Here is a 17,429-nt window from a genome sequence, read left to right on the forward strand (position 1 = left end):
GTGGGTAACACCATGAAAAGCAAAATGAATTGTAATATTTATATAGAAAAGAAAATCGTTAAAGTAACTATCGTATATTATAATGAATATGGTCATGCTGCAAAAGTAGCTGAAGAAATACACAAGAGCGTAAAAGCAGCAAGAGCAAATGTTTCTATTATACAAATAAATAATGACAAACTTGATAATACCGATTGGGATTTATTAGACAATGCATATACTATCATTTTTGGAGTCCATACCTATATGGGTAGTTTAGCCGGATCATTTAAAATATTTATGGAAGCTACCTCAACTAGATAGACACAACAAAAATGGAAAGATAAAATAGCTGCAGCTTTTACTAATTCTATTTCTTATTTAGGCGATCAGTTATGCGGTATTCAACAGATATTTCACTTCACTATTCAGCATTGTATGATCTGGATCGGGTAAGCTGAAAGCTCACCAAATTTTACCGATCATGATATGCCTGATCCTGATAAAATTAACCGCTTCTGTGTATCTTGTCAGGACTTATGACTCAATCTAACCATAAATCTTCCCCTAATATTGCTCCTAGCCAAGGCGATCTAAAAACTGCTAATTTATTTGGTAAAAGAATAGTTGAAGTGACTAAGAAGTTTAAAAGGTAGACCCCGAATCGTCATTGTGCAGACATTGTATAGCAATTGACGAAGCAATCCAGTAAAAAATTCTTATTTACAAAATTTTTTTAATTATTTTCTGGATTGCCACGTCACATACGGCTCCTCGCAATGACGGCTTAGGTATCCACACAACAAAGCATACTTAAAGATTAACTTCTAACAAATGATGGTTTTTGTGAACTCCTATTACTTAGAATCTTTTGAGCATGCGTAGTCCTTTTACCATCTCGTTCTCTTCGATTTTTTAGAGCCTTTGGTTTATCGCTATTAACACTAATATCACTCCAGTTACCACTATCACTATCGCTTTCACTTCCACTACTGCTGCTATCACTCATCTCCATAGCAACTCTGCGTGCTAAAATTGATGCAACTCCATTAGGTTGATTAACATTCTTAGCAGGCTTACTATGAGAATGTGCAACCGGTTTTCCTGTATTAGGATCAAATGCAACTTTTCTTAGTTTGTGTTCACCTCTTATAGACTGCAGCAATAAATCTCTAGAATCTTGTATCTTAACATCCGTTTTTTCAACTTTTCTTAGATTGTTTGGTCCTGCTATTTCTCTCATTAAATCAGAAGTATCTAGAGAAGGACGTTGTTGATTTTCCAGTTTTTTAACCGTAGTAACGCCTACAGGCTTAGATAATGCATCAGTTTGAGCCGTAGGCATAGGGGGCGGCGGTGGCGGTGGCGGTGGCGGAATGTTATTTTTCGATAAAGGCGGGGGTGATGGAATATTATTTTGTGATAAAAGAGGAGGCCTTGTTATATTATTTTCCAAAGGTTTAGCGATGGACGAGGTGGTTAAGATTGGCTCCTTTTTTGAAGTCATATGATTTGCAAAATTACTTACTATATTTTTTAACTCCTCATTGTCAGGTAACTTTGAAATTATATCATTAATATTTCTTTCCTTATTTTCAATTAATTCCTCAAATTTATGCTTCGTTTTATATAATTGTTCATCAATCTTTCTAATTGTTCTAGTATTACTTTCTTTGTTTTTTGCTAAAATCTTCTCCTTATTATTTACAAAAACATTTTTAACATTTTGCCAAATATTATTTAATTTTTCAAAAAATGTATAAGGTATTTCTTCTCTAATTTCAGCAACCTGTTTTTGTATTTCTTTAAGCTCTTTGATATTAGAATTCTCGGATATTAAATTTTGGATGTTTTGTCTTGTAGCATTTAAAGAATTATATTGTTTCTCTAGTTCTTCAGCATTAATGAATTGTAAAGGATTTGTAATATGTAGAGCTGAGAATCTTTCAGGTTTGCTCTTATAGCTAAAATATACTTCTGATAATCTTTCTCTTTGCTCTTTAGATAAATCTTTCTTTGTTAAATCCTTAAAATTTTTTGCGATTTCTTCTTGTAATTCTTGCTTTAACGGTGCAGATTTTGCCGCTATATTATATATCTTATTATCAATACTTTTTAATACTTTGTTATTATATTTTATCGCTTCATTTGTTAACTGTTCTTCACTCTTTACAAAAATATACTTTACGTTAGAAACTGTTTTTACAAGTCTTTTAAACCAAGGCAACGATCTATTATGTTCTTTTGCTAGTTCTTTAGTTTTATTTTGTATTTCGATTAAACCTTGCAACTTCTTATTTTGTGTGCATAATTCATTTACTTGGCTTAATATAGCATTTAAAGCATTATTTTCTTGTGCTAATAATTTATTTATATCTATTTCCTGAGCCACGCCATACACCTACTATAAATTAATGTCAGCATTATAGTAAATTTCTTGTACAAAATCAAAGAGAACGTTAATTTATGTTATATTTAACGTAATTTTAATGATGATAAGCCTATAAGAGCGAATATAACCGAAATAATCCAAAATCTTATTACGACTTTTGATTCCGCCCAACCGTGTTTTTCAAAATGATGATGGAGCGGTGCCATTTTAAATATTCTTTTTCCTTGAGTAGCTTTAAAATAATATACTTGTAAAATAACAGATGCCGTTTCAATAACAAATAAGCCGCCGACAATAGCTAAAACTATTTCATGCTTAGTAATGACGCTAATAATTCCAAGTACACCACCAAGACTTAAACTACCGGTATCACCCATAAAAACTTCTGCCGGTTGTGCATTAAACCACAAAAATCCAAGACAGCTACCAACTAATCCAGCACACAATACTGTTAACTCCCCAGTATTAGGTATATAAGTTAACTGCAAGTAATGCGAGTAAATTAGATTTCCTACTAAATAACTTATTAAAGCAAAAGAACCAGCAGTAAAAGCAATAGGAACGGTAGCAAGACCATCAAGCCCATCCGTTAGATTCACTGCATTAGAAGAGCCGACTATAACAAATATAGCAAACACTATATAAAAATAACCAAGATCCAAATTTAAATTTTTAAAAAACGGTACATTAAGCAAATGACTTGGATTTTTATCTAGATATTCTAGTAAAACACATATAATTAAGCTAATAATTCCTTGCAGTACAAGCTTACTTTTGCCTCTGACCCCGTAATGGTTATTTTTAGTTACCTTAGCATAATCATCCATAAATCCTATAATACCGAAGCTAATAAAACCAAATAACGTAATCCAAATATATTGATTAGTTAAATCAGCAAGTAATAAAGTAGAAAGACCACTAGACAAAATAATCATAATGCCTCCCATTGTCGGAGTACCTGCTTTTGTTTGATGCGATTCAGGTCCGTCTGAGCGTATAGGCTGACCGTTTTTTTGAAGCGATCGCAGAAATTTTATTAATATCGGACCCATTATAAAACTAAGGCTTAGAGTTATAATAATAGCAAGACCGCTACGAAAAGTAATATAGTGAAATAAATTGGCTATATGTGAATTATGAATGTGAGGAAGTAAAAGATTGTACAACATTTGTAGATTTAAATTAGAAAGTATATTTAAGGTATTATTTGTATAGCTAGAAAAACGCACTCGATGTCATACCGCGATCAAGTCGCAGGATGACAACCATTGTACCAAACCACACAACATTAAAAATATCCTAGTGTATTTATTTATAATAATCAACAATCTTATCAAGTTTTAGACCTCTTGAACCTTTTATTAAGATAAGATCATTACCTTTAAATAAATCCGTAATATGTGTAATTAATTCATCAACATTTTTAAAGTATTTTTTAGCTATCTTGGAAGGAAGTAAATCATAAATATATTTAGTATTTACTCCTACTAAATAGATCTTAGAACAACCGACATCTAATATATAAGGCACTAGTTCCTCATGTAACAGTTTAGAATTTTTCCCTAACTCTAGCATATCGCCTATTATAGCGGTTTTATTCTCAGCCATTACTTGCTTTAAATATTCTAATGCAGCTTGCATTGACTTGGGACTTGCGTTATAGTAATCACAAATTACACGAGCATTTTGTATATTGATAATATCCCCTCTTCCTTTAGTAGGATAAATATTTGCTAAGTGATTTGCAGCTATCTCTATATCTTTACCTAATATATCGATAATTAAAAGTACCACGGTGTAATTTTTTGCAAAATGCCTAGGAATGAACGGTATAGTGATCTCTAAGGATTTATTATTTATCTTATATTTTAAGCGGACTTGCGCTCCTAGGTGCTCATATAAAACTAATTGTGCATGTGTATTATGCAATATGCCGAAGTTATATACCCTATCAATATAAAGGTTTTTTAATATCGATAATATTTTGCTATAACAATTAGTATCGGCATTAATAACAGCAATATCATTTTTGCTAAAATTTTCAAAAATCTCACATTTAGCTTCAGCTATCTCTTCAAGCGAGTTAAAAAACTCTAAATGAGCTTCCGAAATATTAGTAATCACAGCAATATTCGGCTTTAATATTTGAACCAGTTCCCTTATCTCGCCTTTATGGTTCATACCAAGCTCCAGAATAGCATATTCCATATCATCAGCCATTGATGCAAGATTAATAAGTAACCCCAAATAGTTATTAAAGTTGCCTCTACCTGCAAAAACTAACGAATCATGTTGTAATAATATTTTTAATGCTTCTTTAGTGGAAGTTTTACCGACACTACCAGTTATAGCTATAAATTTAGCTTTTGAATTCTCTCGTTTATATAGAGCCATTTTTTTTAGAGCTTCAAAACAATCATCGACTAAGAGAATTTTATCTTTATCTGTTATCTCTACTTGCTTACTAACAATTACGGCTGCCGCCCCTTTATCTATAGCATCTAGAGCATAATCATGACCGTCTCTATTACCTTTAAGTGCTATAAATAAGTCACCTTTTTTAACATCTTTAGAGTTTAATTGTACCTCATTACAATTGATAGAATTAGAGATTGTTATACCAAGAGCAAAACTTAAAGTTTTAGAGTTCCAGATCATATGTTTTTGTTATTTATGTGTTGTTGTATGGCTTGTTTATGTCATGCCCGCATGGCATTGCCCACGTAGATGCCAAACCCGTCATTGCGAGCGACTGTAAGGAGCGTGGTAATCTCAGGATTTTGGCATGGGATTGCTGCGTCAATGCTTTGCCTTTCCTTGCAATAACGTTAGTTTCCCTACAATTTCAGCATCATCAAAAGGTAATTTCTTATCTCCTATAATTTGGTAATTTTCATGACCTTTGCCGGCAATTAATAAAATATCATCTTGTTTTAAATTATTTATACCATATTTAATAGCCTCTTCTCTATTTGCAATTTCCATATAATCCGCTTTCTCTATACAGCTTATGATTTCGGCTCTGATCAGTTTTGGATCTTCATGACGTGGGTTGTCATCGGTAATTATTACGGTATCGGCAAGTTTGGCGGCTATTTGCCCCATAAGACTTCTCTTTGTTTTATCACGATTACCGCCGCAACCAAAAACCACGATTAACTTACTATCACGTAATTTAATATTTTTCAGCTCTGTTAAAGCTTTTTCAAGAGCATCCGGAGTATGGGAATAATCAACGAAAATATTAGTGTTATCTATCCTTTCCATTCTGCCTTTTACCGGTTTAACTTGCGTTAGAATTTCAACTATTTTATTAAAATCACATCCGATATAATGAATGCTAAGAGCGGCAATTAACAAATTGCTAGCCTGAAAACTACCGATTATAGAGGTATTAAAACTACATTCTCTATTATTAAATGCAAAACTAATATTTTGTCCTTTTAAAGAACCATTAATTTTAGTTATTTGTACATCACCTTTTTTTCCAACAGTGATAAATTTAATATTATGGTTAAGCAGATAATCTTTAATAAACTCTATTTCTTCTATATCAGAATTTAATATTGCAAGACCGCCTTGTAATAAATGCTCAGTAAATAATTTCAGTTTGGCTAATAAATAATTTTCTTTTGTATAGTGATAGTCTAGATGATCCTGACTAAAGCTAGTAAAACATGCGATATTTACTTTTATTTCCCCAAGTCTTGCTTGATTAAGACCATGACTAGAAGCTTCAAAAGCCAAATATTCTATATTGTTTTCAGCTAAATTATGTGCAATTTTTCTAAAGCTTAAATAATCAAGTGTGGTTAATTCCGTCACATCATTTATAAGATTATCGCATCCAAAAATCTCTACACCTATCGTGCCGATAGATGCGGCTTTTTTTCCAAGTAATGAATATGTTTGAGCTATATAGGACACTACCGAGCTTTTGCCGTTAGTACCGGTTACGGCTATCAAATTCTTTGGTTTCTTAGGATAAAAAATTTCTATAGCTTCATATAAAGCTGCTTGTACATCTTCTACGTAGATTATTTTATCTATAGTAGCACTTTTTTTATTGTCCGTAATGACTAATGCTACCGCCTGATTTAAAGCATCATTTATAAAATCATTTACATCGACATTTTGTCCCTTAAGCACAAAAAAGACATCATTCTCCTTAACGGTTTTAGAATTAATCGACAAACCTTTTACTTTATATTGTTTAAATAATTGTTTTAGGTTATAGCGCATGTTTATTATGTTAAAAAATGTTACTGTCATTGCGAGAAGAATTACGTAGTAATTCGACACAGCAATCCAGTAAAAAATTCTGTAAATCAGCATTTTTTTAATTATTTTTCTAGATTGCCGCGTCGCTTCGCTCCTCGCAATGACGACCTAGGTATATACGCAGGCAACGCAGAGCTAGGAATTACATCGAGTCTACGCCTCCGATAAATTCCAAAGTAACTGATTTGCCTCAGTAATTATATTTTTATCTACTAATTTCTTAATATATACTAATTTATTATCCGGCTTTATTTTTACCTGATTAGAGTAAATACTAACGAATTTCAAAATTTTATCGGTCATATCGGCATTTTTATAAAATTTAATCACAAATCCGTTATCTCCTGAATCTAAATTCTCAATGTTTAACTTAAAGCATAATAGTTTTATTTTTACAATATCAAGTAAATTATTAAATTCAATCGGTAGTGAGCCGAATCTATCAATCATCTCATCTTTAAATTTTTCTACTTCTATCTCATTGCTTAAATTACCTATTCTTCTATATAAACCAAGTTTAAGGGCTGAATCGGATATATAATGATCGGGAATAAAGACGGATAATCCTAAATTAATAGTCGGGATAAATAGCTGTTCCGAGACAATAGGTTCATCTTTAAAAATAGCTATTTGTTCTTCCAGCATTTCTTGATAGAGTTCCGTACCTACTTCTTTAATCTGTCCTGATTGTTCTTCACCTATCAAATTACCGAAGCCCCGTAAATCCATATCGTGACTTGCAATAGTAAAACCTGAACCTAAAGCACAACTATTTTGTATTATCTCTAAACGTCTTAATGAGTGCGATGTCATCTTTTTATGATTTGCTACCGTTAGATAGGCATAGCCCCGTACTTTACCTCGCCCTATCCGACCACGCAATTGATATAACTGGCTAAGCCCCAGCATATCGGCTTTATGTATAATCATGGTATTTGCTTCAGCTATATCAATTCCTGATTCTATAATAGTAGTTGAGACTAGTATATCGAATTTACCGGCATAAAACTCGCTCATAACCTCATCAATTTTACTCGGGGTCATTTTTCCGTGCGCTATTTTATAGCTTAACTCCGGCACAATGTGTTTTAATTGTTTTTCGATATCCTCTATATCTTTAATTCTTGAAACTACATAAAAGCTTCTTCCACCTCTAAAATGTTCGCGTAATAATGCATCTCTTATGATAACGGAATCAAACGGCATAACCATCGTCCGAACTTCCAACCTGTTTAGAGGCGGCGTTGCAATAATGCTAAGTTCTTTTAGACCGGTCATTGACATTTGCAGCGTTCGAGGAATCGGTGTTGCCGACATTGCAAGTACATGGGAAGAGGATTTTAGTGATTTAAGAAATTCTTTTTGACCAACACCGAAATGCTGTTCTTCATCGATTATTAACAATTTCAAATTAAAAAATTTTATATTTTTATGTAATAAAGAGTGAGTGCCTACTATTATATTTATTTTACCACTTTCAAGTTCTGCTCTTATAATCTTTGCTTCTTTAGAACTAACAACACTAGATAATTGTTTGATATTTAAACCAAAACCCTTGAACCTTTCTATGAACCTGGAAAAATGTTGACTACATAAAATAGTCGTCGGTACAACGACTGCTACTTGAGGTAAATGTTCATTTAGAGATTTTGCTACCATAAAGACAGCACGCATCGCTACCTCTGTTTTACCAAACCCGACATCACCGCATATTAACCTATCCATTAACAGACCGTTTCTTAGATCTTCTTTAATATCGTTTATAGCGGTTAACTGGTCTTCTGTTTCGCTGAAAGGAAAATTAGCACAAAATTTATCATATTCTTCAAGGTCAAATTCAACGGCAGCGCTGCTATTAAGTTTCCTTTTAGCTGCTATTTGTATTAAATGCAGTGCTATCTCTTTTATATGATTTTTAAGTTTCGCCTTAGTTCTTTGCCATGAGACGCTGCCAAGCTTATCAAGCTCCGCATTATCATTACCGTATTTCTTTATTACCTCTATATTTTCAACCGGTATATATAATTTATCATTGCCGGCATATAAAATCTTTAAAAAATCATGCAGCTTGCCTTTGATTTCTAACGCTTCTAGCTTTAGAAACTGCCCTATCCCATGATCTTTGTGAACAACAAATTCGCCTTCAACTAAATTATCAAGCTCCAACAAAATATTTTTAAGTTTTTTATTAGTATTTATAGGACTAGACTTTTCTTCTAATAATTCACTAGCGGCAATAAATAAATATTCTTTCGTATAAAAGCTTTGATTTAAAGGAATTATCCCGACATTTATTACTGAAGCCTTAGCCTCATCTAATTTATTTATCTCATTATATTTATATTCATAATTTTGAATTATGCTTTTAAGTCTCTCAAGACCACTTAAAGAAGCTGCACTTATTACGGCTTTTTTAGAAGAATGAACTTTAATAATTTCTAATAATTTATTAAAAACCGTTTTCTTTTCTATAAAACTTGTAGCGGCTATATTTTCAATTAAGCAAGCTTGCTCTGAGTTTTCAAAAGTAAGTAGTATATTATTTTTTTGTTCTAGTAATTCCGTTATTTCAGAAGCGGTAAAATATAAGATAGTTGGTGAAAGAGTGGGATAGAAACTATTAAATTTAAGTTTATTTCTCGCTGATCTTGCGGAATAAAAATCATTATAACTATGTTCAAACTCTAAAATGGCTTGTTTTGACAGATTATCGAATATGAAAATAGGATTGTTTAGGTAATCTACTAAACTAGAGCAGGAATCGTAAAATAACGGAAGTAATTGTTCATATCCTGCGAATTTTCTTCCAGATATTACCGCCTCATATAAAGGATTATCAGTATGATTAACTCCAAAATTTCGTAAGTAATTATTCTTAAAATTACTGATTGTTTCAGAATTTAAAACTATCTCATTTGCAGGACTAATAACGAGTTCCATACAAGATTTAGTTGAAATTTGCGTATCAATATCAAATTCTTTTATTGATTCAATATAATCCCAGCTAAAATTAATTCTATAAGCTTTAGGACCAGGCAATATTATATCAATGATTTCGCCTCTAACCGCAAATTCCCCAACATCGATGCTACTCGCATTTCTGGTAAAACTATTTTCTACTAGAAACATAGCAAGCTCATCCGTAGTAAATTTCATTTTAGGGGATAATTTCAAAAAATATTTAGACAAAAAATCTTTCGGCGGTAATTTGTTTAATAAGTTTGCTGCATGAGTGATGAGTAATTTACCATTATTATTATTCGTTGTTAGCTTGGTCAATGTTTCTGCACGTCTCGATAAGATATTTGTATTTGGTGACGTATGGTCGTAAGGGATAGTATCATAGCTTGGAAAGTAATAAATATTCTCATTAGAAGAAAAAAATAAAGCTTGCTTGTATAATTGCAACGCCTCCTCTTCATTATTAACACTCAAGATGAAATCTTGCTTAAGATTCTTAGTAAAATTATCAATTACAAAGAAAGACTTGGCAATCGTCGGAAATTTTTGTTGTAACATTCTACAGGAGTTTATATTCTTGCTATTTTGCGTAATTTATCCATTATTTCAGCATCTAGATAAGAAGGAGCAGAAGATTCATTATTGATCCAATTATAAATGTCATTATCGTTTTGATCAAGTATTAAAGTATAGCATTCAAGTTTTTTTTCATCCATTAAGGATAGGTACTTTTCGGCAAAACTACCGAGTATATAATCCATTTCTTTGCAACTGCGATTTTTACTACGGTAAAAAAGTTTCTTTTGTAAAGAGTTTTTATTTAATTTATTCATCTATAATATCTTGCAAAATTTTTTTATAATAATATTATTAAAACTACTAAGGGTCTATGAACAAAATTTGAATTATTTATATTTTAAGATATTTTTAAACGAAATTTAATAGGATTTTTACAGCAATAGCTGTTTCTATTTCAAAAAAATCTTATAATTTGCAACAAAAAAGCACTAAAATAGATTATTTTAAATTTTGTTTATAGAACCACCAAGATCATTTTAAAATACTTTAATAATTAAGCACTCTAATAAATCCGTGTTACATGGGTGGAATTCTATTAGCTTTTATTATCAATAACAGCAAAAAAGCGTAAATATGTCGGTTCAAAATATCTGTTCTACAAAAGCTTATGATATACTCATTTCAAATGATAATACTTTCCTTGTGGATGTGAGAACTAGAGAAGAGCGGCAACAAGTTGGGATGCCTCATTTAGCTAATAAAAATAATGTAATCTTTCTAAACCTACAATTGAATAAAGATTTTGAAGATAATTTTTTATCTATTATGAACGATAAAATAGGTGCAGCAATATTTTTTCTGTGTCGTTCAGGATATAGGTCATTTATTGCGGCAAATTTTATAGCTAATATTGGTTATAAAAATTGTTATAATATTAGTGACGGCTTTGAAGGGAATAATCAAGACAAAGGCTGGAAACAAAATAACTTACCGTGGCAGTTTTAAGTGAATACTAATCAAATAATTTTAACAGATCAAGGGGATAATTATGTAAATCTCTGGAGTCACGTGGCTCAAGATCTTTACAATCATTACGGTGAAACTCTATATAATAGCTGGTTTAGTAAAGTCAATTTTATAGAGTCTTCATTAAATACCGTTATTCTTTGTGCTCCTACTAACTTTGTCAGAGATTGGATAAAATCCAAGTACTCTATGGTCATATTGCAACTATTTCAACATTATAACAATACCATTAAGTCGATTGACATAATTACTAAAGAGCTACCTGGAACAACCCAGACAGTTATAGAATTACCTACTAAGACTTTTGCAGATATCGGCAGTAGTGAACTTAATTCGGAAAATATCTTTTCAACCCTTGATGTACGTTTTACTTTCGATAATTTTGTGGTTGGAGCCCCAAATGAGCTAGCTTATGCAGCAGCAAGGGCTGTTGCGGAATCATCAGGTGCAGTTTCTGAATCTAATCCGCTTTTTCTATATGGCGGGGTTGGACTCGGTAAGACGCATTTAATGCATGCAATCGGTTGGTACATCAAGCAGAATAACCCAAGCCGCAAAGTAATATACATGTCGGCAGAAAAATTTATGTATCAGTTTGTTAAAGCTCTGCGTAACAAAGAAGTAATCTTGTTTAAAGAGAAATTCCGCTCGGTTGACGTGTTGATGATTGATGATATTCAATTTATTTGCGGTAAAGATAGTACGCAGGAAGAATTTTTCCACACTTTTAATACATTGATTGATAATAACCGTCAAATGGTCATTTCTTGTGATAGGTCACCTTCAGATTTAGATAATATTGAAGATCGAATAAAATCTCGCCTTGGATGGGGCTTAGTTGCCGATGTTCATAGTACTACTTATGAACTGCGACTCGGTATTCTAGAATCTAAGATCGAGCAAATGAACGTTAAAATACCGAAAGACGTAATTGATTTTTTAGCATCTAAAATCGTGTCAAACGTTAGAGAACTTGAAGGAGCTTTAAATAAAGTGATAGCTCATTCTAATTTTACTTTAAAAGAGATTACGCTCGAAAATACACAAAATATTTTAAGAGATTTATTACGTTCTAATGAAAGAATAATTACCGTTGAAGATATTCAGAAAAAGGTAGCTAGCCGTTATAATATTAAATTATCCGATATGTCTTCGTCACGGAGATTACGAGAAGTGGCAAGACCGCGTCAAATAGCTATGTATCTTAGTAAAGCATTAACGCTGAAAAGTCTTGCAGATATCGGTAAAAAATTCGGTAAAAAAGACCACACTACGGTTATGTATGCTATTAAAAAAGTAGAAGAATTACTGGAAAACGATATAGAATTACGCGAAGAGATTAATTTGCTGATGAAAATATTGCAGCATTGAATATCATGTCGCGCCACCTCTGTCATCCTAGCTAACTTGATTGCGGGATGCAATAAAGAAATACTAAAATTATTAGTATTTTAAGCTGTTCTGCTGGAGACCGTGGTCAAGCCACAGTATGGAATGTTCTAGTTTATTAACTTGTTCTAAAAAATGTTTGATATCATTGATTTTATATTACCCATTTTTTTGTAAAATTGCATTAAAGATACGATATCAAATATTCGTGCCATATTTGCTAATTTATAATTATTTAATTTTTCACTAAGCCATTCTATTAATATATTACATTCTGTGATAAGTAATAGATCACCGTTTTGTACATTTGTAATGTCATAATCCATAGAATAAGCATTTGGTAACACATATTTATAGTTTTTAATTATGCCTCTTGTTTGAGCAACAGCATGCTTAGTAGACATAGGAAAAAACTCCTGAGTTGATAAAAATATACTATTTTTGTCAATAAGTTCTAGAAACATCTGAGTTGTAAATAAGGTTGTATTATTTCTATATATTTAAACTACAAATAATAAATATGTTAGCTTTTCAGCAAAATAGTTTAAATCACGCGGTAGCTCTTGTATAGTTTGTGAAGCTTCTTTATTTTTTATAACTTCAAATATACGTTCTATAATATTATTTTTATGTTCTAACCTTTGATTAAATTGAGATAAGATTTCATCATATGTTCTAAAACCCGGTACATCTGTATTACCGATTTTGTAATGCATAACATGATTATCTGTAAATGTTTTTCATAGTATTAGGGATATTACATATAGTAGAAGAATTATCATCCATACCATATAACATTACAGATTTTAGAGTAATTTTAGTTGTTTTAGTAAATGCTAACAACGCTTTAGAATTATGTATTGTAAAATTTAATGGGTTATTACTTATGCTTTTTAAGTTGATATTACTGTGTTGCAATTCTTGTAATAATACTTTTTTTGCATGCTGAGCAGTCATACCGTCTGCTAAAGCAAATATCTTAGGAATAGAGAGTGCTTTGGAGAAGATACACAGTGTAACAGCTCTTGGTAATCATGATCACTTATGTTTTCTTTGTTATAATCTTTAAATAATTTATGAAAATGTTTATTAAAAGGAGTCTTTATAATTTCAGTTTTCTTGTAAAGACTCATTATCTACAGTTAATACTTCAGATTTATTTTTTTATAAGTATTTCTAATAGCAGAATATTTAAAAAATCTATCGTCTAAATTATGTAATATTAAACCAAGTCTAAGTTTTAATCCTTTAGAGGTACTTATATAACTAATATTAAGTATATTTCTTGATAAAAAATTAAGATGTTGAGGTGAGGTGTAATTTTCCTTGGCTCTTCCTCAGAAGAGCTATCTAAGATTTCATATTTTAGTGTGATAAAATGTCATTGTTTATAGTAGCATTAAGGTTTAATTATTTAAAATATATTTTTATAAAGTCGTTTAAATTATCTACAGCATCAGCGAGAGGAATTGCTTAACCTATATAAGGCAGATAATCTACATTAGAAACATGATCATTTTCAGATATTCAATCTTTAAGATTCAAAGTTACTCCAGTATTTGCATCGCATAAATAAAAAATGCCAAAGCTTTAACTATTTCACATTTTATAAGATGCTTAGATAATTCTTTTTTTTTCATAAGCAATTACATCTTCAGTACTGTTTAACTAATTAATTACTTAGGATTCCTTTTGTGTTATTTCAGCTGCTAATAAATCTAGATTTACATCGCTATTACTAGGATTACTTATCATATCTCATAACATTATAGTTATAATATTCACTATATACTAAAATATTAATTAAGCTTTCTTTACTGATAGTGACAATTTTGTTAAGTTTATACAGATAAATTTATTGACAATTACTAACCTTTGTTATATACCGTCGGGTGATATAAATCTTTACGGTATTGTTTATGGCAGCAAAAATTGATAATGCAAAGACTAATAGAGTACTTGCACTTTCCGGCGGTGGAATTAAAGGTATATCTGAATTAGTGGTACTTATGGCAATCGAAGAGAGAACAGGCAAATCTATTTCTGAACTATTTCATATTATTTCCGGTACTAGTGTCGGTGGTCTTATTGCTGCATTATTAACAATTCCGAAAGAACCAGGTTCAAACGAACCAAAATATAGTGCTAGAGAAGCCCTTGAGATATTTAAGTCAAGCGCAAGTGATATATTTCCTAATACTTTCCTAGGTTCGGTTAAGCAGTTATTTACCCATAAATATAGTCAGAAGCCTTTAAAAGAACTATTAACAAAATATTTAGGCGATAATAGAATGGATGATACTACTTCCCGCCTTGTTATTCCAGTAAATGATTTGACTACTAACGGTGGAGAATTAGAAATTTTTGACAGCTTTCACGGTTATAGCCCTCATGTTAGGGTAAAAGACGTATTACTTGCAACAACAGCTGCACCTACATATTTTAAACCTATTATGGATAGAGCGGCTGTGCAAGGATATAATTATGCTTCAGGTACTCCTTATGCATATGCAGATGGGGGGCTCGATGCTAACAGACCGGCACACACAGTTTTAAAGTTGCTTAAAAAAGGTTATCTACATAAAGGGCAAGATCATATACGCGAAGAGAAAACACTCACACGTGAAGAGCAGAAAGAGATATTGGATAGGACTATGGTTTGTGCATTCAATTTCAGTAATGACATCGCACCTACGAGTTCCATACCTAAAATCGGCTTTGACGGGATAATAGGTTGGCTTGTAAAAGGAAAATTAGTCAGCAGGCTTATGAACAATATGGAAAATTCTTCCACTATCGAAGTTCAAAATGATTTATGCGCAGAAGATGAATTTTTTGAAATAAGCTTACCTATTACTCAAGAGACTGAAAGTTTAGATAATGCAACTCCTAAAAATATCGCAAAATTAGAAGAAATAGGACATAAATATGTAGCAGAGAATAGCGAACAAATACAAAGATTATGTGATACTTTAATGGATAATTTAAATAAAGAGCAAGCAGCTAATCAAGATGTAGATTTAATAGATGAAGGCTTTGAAGAAGAAGAAGAAGAAGAAGAGAATATAGAAAACAACAATGAGGCAGTTGATGCACGAGTAGCTCAATCTCTAGATTCTAAAGATATAAAAGACATAGAACATGCAAAAGAAGAATTATTAGCAGGTATCAAGGAGTTTTGCAATCCAGTTATCGAAAAAAATCCAGAGGCAAAAGCAGATATCGAGAATTTTTTATGCGAAATGAAAAATTGGACATTAGAAGAAATTGAAAATTGTATTGCTAATTTTAAAGAAGCTATCTTAAGATGCCAAGCCAAGCAGAATAGCCTTGATATATCTAGTAGCTGCAGTATGGAAGCCTTAAAGGAAGAGAGAGACCTTGAAGGGATAGATGATGAAGTATTAAACCATGAGATTTTAGCGTAATGGTTGTTGCTATCTCTAATTTTCTTAATGTCATTCCCGCGTAGGCAAGGATCCAGAGAATAACTTCAATATTAATATAGAAGTTACATATTTGGTAAAAATAAACCTTTTTTATAGGTTTTGCTAGATTACCGCCCACACAGTAACGACATAAAATGAGCCACGCGGGTTCCCACAACTGCTCATAATAACGATTCCTATCTTTAATCAGGAACACCTGACTTTTTCTTATATAAAATCCCAATACAGTAAAATGCAGAAGCAGAGCTAATACTTAAAACGAAGCATAATAAAGCAAAATTGCTTATCGTTTCGCTGTGTATTTTAGAAACCAAATAAGTTACGGCAGCGATCACTACATAGTATATCGTACCAAATATAGATCCTGCCGTACCTGTGACTTTAGCATAATCCTCCAGTGCATAACGAAGCGTCATAGGGATCAGTAGATTATGCCCAACCATATGAATCATCATCGGTGCAAATACCGTAGCGATTGCAAGACTATGATTTGCTGAAACAACTTCCAATATAAAAGCATTTACCGCAAATAATATACATCCACATAGACTAAATATAAATCCTAAACCCATAACTTTTTTATCGTGTACATGGCGTTTTTTTATTAAATATTCTCCTAAAAACCCTCCAAAGATAGCGGCAAAAGATAACAAAAATACTAATTTACCGTAAAAAGATGGCGAAACTTTCATTGTATCAATAAAAATAAAAGGAGCTTCTATGAAAAAACCATAATATATGCCGTTAAATGCACCGATGATAAAAGCATATAACAAAAGAATTTTATCTTTAATAATTACCTGTAAAACCTCAAAATATTTACTGCTTTGTGAAAAAGCTATATACGAATTTGTTTCAGGTAAAACTTTATAATATAAAGCTAGTAATATAGTACCGGTAAGACTAAAAAATACAAAAACATAATGCCAGCTTGAATATTCTATAATATAGCCACCTATAGATGAACCGAGAGAAGGGATAAATAACAGACACGGAGATAAGCGAGCATAGACATATGATAACTCTGAGCCCTGATAGGAATCTCTAGCCATGGCCTGCCCAATAACAGAACCTATACTTACACCGAAAGCTTGTACAAAACGAGCTATCATCAGCATTTCTATATTAACTGCAAAAATGCTAATAATTGAAGATACAACATAAATAAAAAGCCCAAGTAAAACTATAGGTCTTCTGCCGTAAATATCTGATAATCTGCCAAGCGTTAATATACCGAGAGCAAATCCTAAAAAATATAATGTAGAGGTAGTTTGAGTGATACCACCGTCAATGCCGAAATATTTAGTTAAACTCGGTAATCCTGAAGTATAAATTGTTTCCGTAGTCGGTGATAAAATAAATAAGCATAGAAGCATCCATGCCGGGATTTTAGCAATTATTTTCATAAATGATTTTTTTATTTCGGTTCATCG

General features: G+C 31.8%; 14 protein-coding genes. 4 read left to right on the forward strand and 10 right to left on the reverse strand.

The genetic code is table 11. The features are described 5' to 3' along the window. Positions 1–12 precede the first annotated feature (12 nt). Entirely contained in the window at positions 13–303 is a 291-nt protein-coding gene (locus A1C_RS08720; RefSeq protein WP_232279089.1) for a flavodoxin domain-containing protein, read from the forward strand. Positions 304–799: 496 nt separating this feature from the next. Here A1C_RS08720 and A1C_RS04155 read toward each other — a convergent pair whose 3' ends face one another. The 6 genes from A1C_RS04155 to A1C_RS04180 form a co-directional block, all read right to left on the reverse strand. After that, positions 800–2,371 carry a hypothetical protein gene (locus A1C_RS04155; protein ID WP_012149822.1) on the reverse strand — a complete coding sequence of 524 codons (1,572 nt, stop codon included), beginning with the start codon at positions 2,369–2,371 and terminating at the stop codon, positions 800–802. Positions 2,372–2,454: 83 nt separating this feature from the next. Continuing rightward, positions 2,455–3,540, reverse strand: coding sequence for a phospho-N-acetylmuramoyl-pentapeptide-transferase (mraY, locus tag A1C_RS04160; protein ID WP_041816848.1), 1,086 nt, complete (start codon positions 3,538–3,540; stop codon positions 2,455–2,457). A 139-nt stretch (positions 3,541–3,679) separates the two neighbouring features. After that, positions 3,680–5,029, reverse strand: coding sequence for a UDP-N-acetylmuramoyl-tripeptide--D-alanyl-D-alanine ligase (locus tag A1C_RS04165; RefSeq protein WP_012149825.1), 1,350 nt, complete (start codon positions 5,027–5,029; stop codon positions 3,680–3,682). 141 nt (positions 5,030–5,170) lie between these two features. Next, positions 5,171–6,613, reverse strand: coding sequence for a UDP-N-acetylmuramoyl-L-alanyl-D-glutamate--2,6-diaminopimelate ligase (locus tag A1C_RS04170; RefSeq protein WP_012149826.1), 1,443 nt, complete (start codon positions 6,611–6,613; stop codon positions 5,171–5,173). 192 nt (positions 6,614–6,805) lie between these two features. Then, positions 6,806–10,171, reverse strand: coding sequence for a transcription-repair coupling factor (gene mfd / locus A1C_RS04175; protein ID WP_012149827.1), 3,366 nt, complete (start codon positions 10,169–10,171; stop codon positions 6,806–6,808). An 11-nt stretch (positions 10,172–10,182) separates the two neighbouring features. After that, positions 10,183–10,446 (reverse strand): succinate dehydrogenase assembly factor 2, encoded by a 264-nt coding sequence (locus A1C_RS04180; RefSeq protein WP_012149828.1) that lies wholly within the window; start codon positions 10,444–10,446, stop codon positions 10,183–10,185. A 319-nt stretch (positions 10,447–10,765) separates the two neighbouring features. Here A1C_RS04180 and A1C_RS04185 point away from each other — a divergent pair, with 319 nt between their 5' ends. Together A1C_RS04185 and dnaA are read left to right on the forward strand one after the other, a co-directional pair. Then, complete coding sequence (locus A1C_RS04185; protein ID WP_012149829.1) at positions 10,766–11,137, forward strand: rhodanese-like domain-containing protein; 372 nt, start codon at positions 10,766–10,768, stop codon at positions 11,135–11,137. Further along, a complete protein-coding gene (dnaA, locus tag A1C_RS04190; RefSeq protein ID WP_012149830.1) occupies positions 11,138–12,529 on the forward strand; it encodes a chromosomal replication initiator protein DnaA in 1,392 nt (463 codons plus the stop codon). A gap of 146 nt (positions 12,530–12,675) precedes the next feature. Here the strand turns inward: dnaA and A1C_RS04195 are convergent, their stop codons facing one another. The 3 genes from A1C_RS04195 to A1C_RS04200 all read right to left on the reverse strand — a co-directional run bounded on the left by A1C_RS04195 (position 12,676) and on the right by A1C_RS04200 (position 13,504). Continuing rightward, entirely contained in the window at positions 12,676–12,951 is a 276-nt protein-coding gene (locus tag A1C_RS04195; protein WP_232279090.1) for a hypothetical protein, read from the reverse strand. 96 nt (positions 12,952–13,047) lie between these two features. Next, entirely contained in the window at positions 13,048–13,263 is a 216-nt protein-coding gene (locus tag A1C_RS07090; RefSeq protein WP_012149832.1) for a hypothetical protein, read from the reverse strand. 7 nt (positions 13,264–13,270) lie between these two features. Further along, complete coding sequence (locus tag A1C_RS04200) at positions 13,271–13,504, reverse strand: hypothetical protein (RefSeq protein WP_012149833.1); 234 nt, start codon at positions 13,502–13,504, stop codon at positions 13,271–13,273. Between the two features lie 962 nt (positions 13,505–14,466). Here A1C_RS04200 and A1C_RS04205 point away from each other — a divergent pair. Beyond that, a complete protein-coding gene (locus A1C_RS04205) occupies positions 14,467–15,975 on the forward strand; it encodes a patatin-like phospholipase family protein (protein ID WP_012149834.1) in 1,509 nt (502 codons plus the stop codon). A gap of 203 nt (positions 15,976–16,178) precedes the next feature. On the opposite strand, the gene A1C_RS04210 is transcribed toward A1C_RS04205, so the two are convergent. Beyond that, a complete protein-coding gene (locus A1C_RS04210; RefSeq protein ID WP_012149835.1) occupies positions 16,179–17,402 on the reverse strand; it encodes a Bcr/CflA family efflux MFS transporter in 1,224 nt (407 codons plus the stop codon). Positions 17,403–17,429 lie beyond the last annotated feature (27 nt).

Origin of the sequence: Rickettsia akari str. Hartford (genome assembly GCF_000018205.1) — a bacterium.
Classification (GTDB): Bacteria; Pseudomonadota; Alphaproteobacteria; order Rickettsiales; family Rickettsiaceae; genus Rickettsia; species Rickettsia akari.

Excerpts from the sequence above, each read along its gene's own strand:
- A1C_RS08720 (WP_232279089.1), top strand. The coding sequence starts at position 13 with ATGAAAAGCAAAATGAATTGTAATATTTATATAGAAAAGAAAATCGTT.
- mraY (WP_041816848.1), bottom strand. The coding sequence starts at position 3,540 with ATGTTGTACAATCTTTTACTTCCTCACATTCATAATTCACATATAGCC.
- A1C_RS04165 (WP_012149825.1), bottom strand. The coding sequence starts at position 5,029 with ATGATCTGGAACTCTAAAACTTTAAGTTTTGCTCTTGGTATAACAATC.
- A1C_RS04170 (WP_012149826.1), bottom strand. The coding sequence starts at position 6,613 with ATGCGCTATAACCTAAAACAATTATTTAAACAATATAAAGTAAAAGGT.
- mfd (WP_012149827.1), bottom strand. The coding sequence starts at position 10,171 with ATGTTACAACAAAAATTTCCGACGATTGCCAAGTCTTTCTTTGTAATT.
- A1C_RS04180 (WP_012149828.1), bottom strand. The coding sequence starts at position 10,446 with ATGAATAAATTAAATAAAAACTCTTTACAAAAGAAACTTTTTTACCGT.
- A1C_RS04185 (WP_012149829.1), top strand. The coding sequence starts at position 10,766 with ATGTCGGTTCAAAATATCTGTTCTACAAAAGCTTATGATATACTCATT.
- A1C_RS04195 (WP_232279090.1), bottom strand. The coding sequence starts at position 12,951 with ATGTCTACTAAGCATGCTGTTGCTCAAACAAGAGGCATAATTAAAAAC.
- A1C_RS07090 (WP_012149832.1), bottom strand. The coding sequence starts at position 13,263 with ATGCATTACAAAATCGGTAATACAGATGTACCGGGTTTTAGAACATAT.
- A1C_RS04200 (WP_012149833.1), bottom strand. The coding sequence starts at position 13,504 with ATGACTGCTCAGCATGCAAAAAAAGTATTATTACAAGAATTGCAACAC.
- A1C_RS04205 (WP_012149834.1), top strand. The coding sequence starts at position 14,467 with ATGGCAGCAAAAATTGATAATGCAAAGACTAATAGAGTACTTGCACTT.
- A1C_RS04210 (WP_012149835.1), bottom strand. The coding sequence starts at position 17,402 with ATGAAAATAATTGCTAAAATCCCGGCATGGATGCTTCTATGCTTATTT.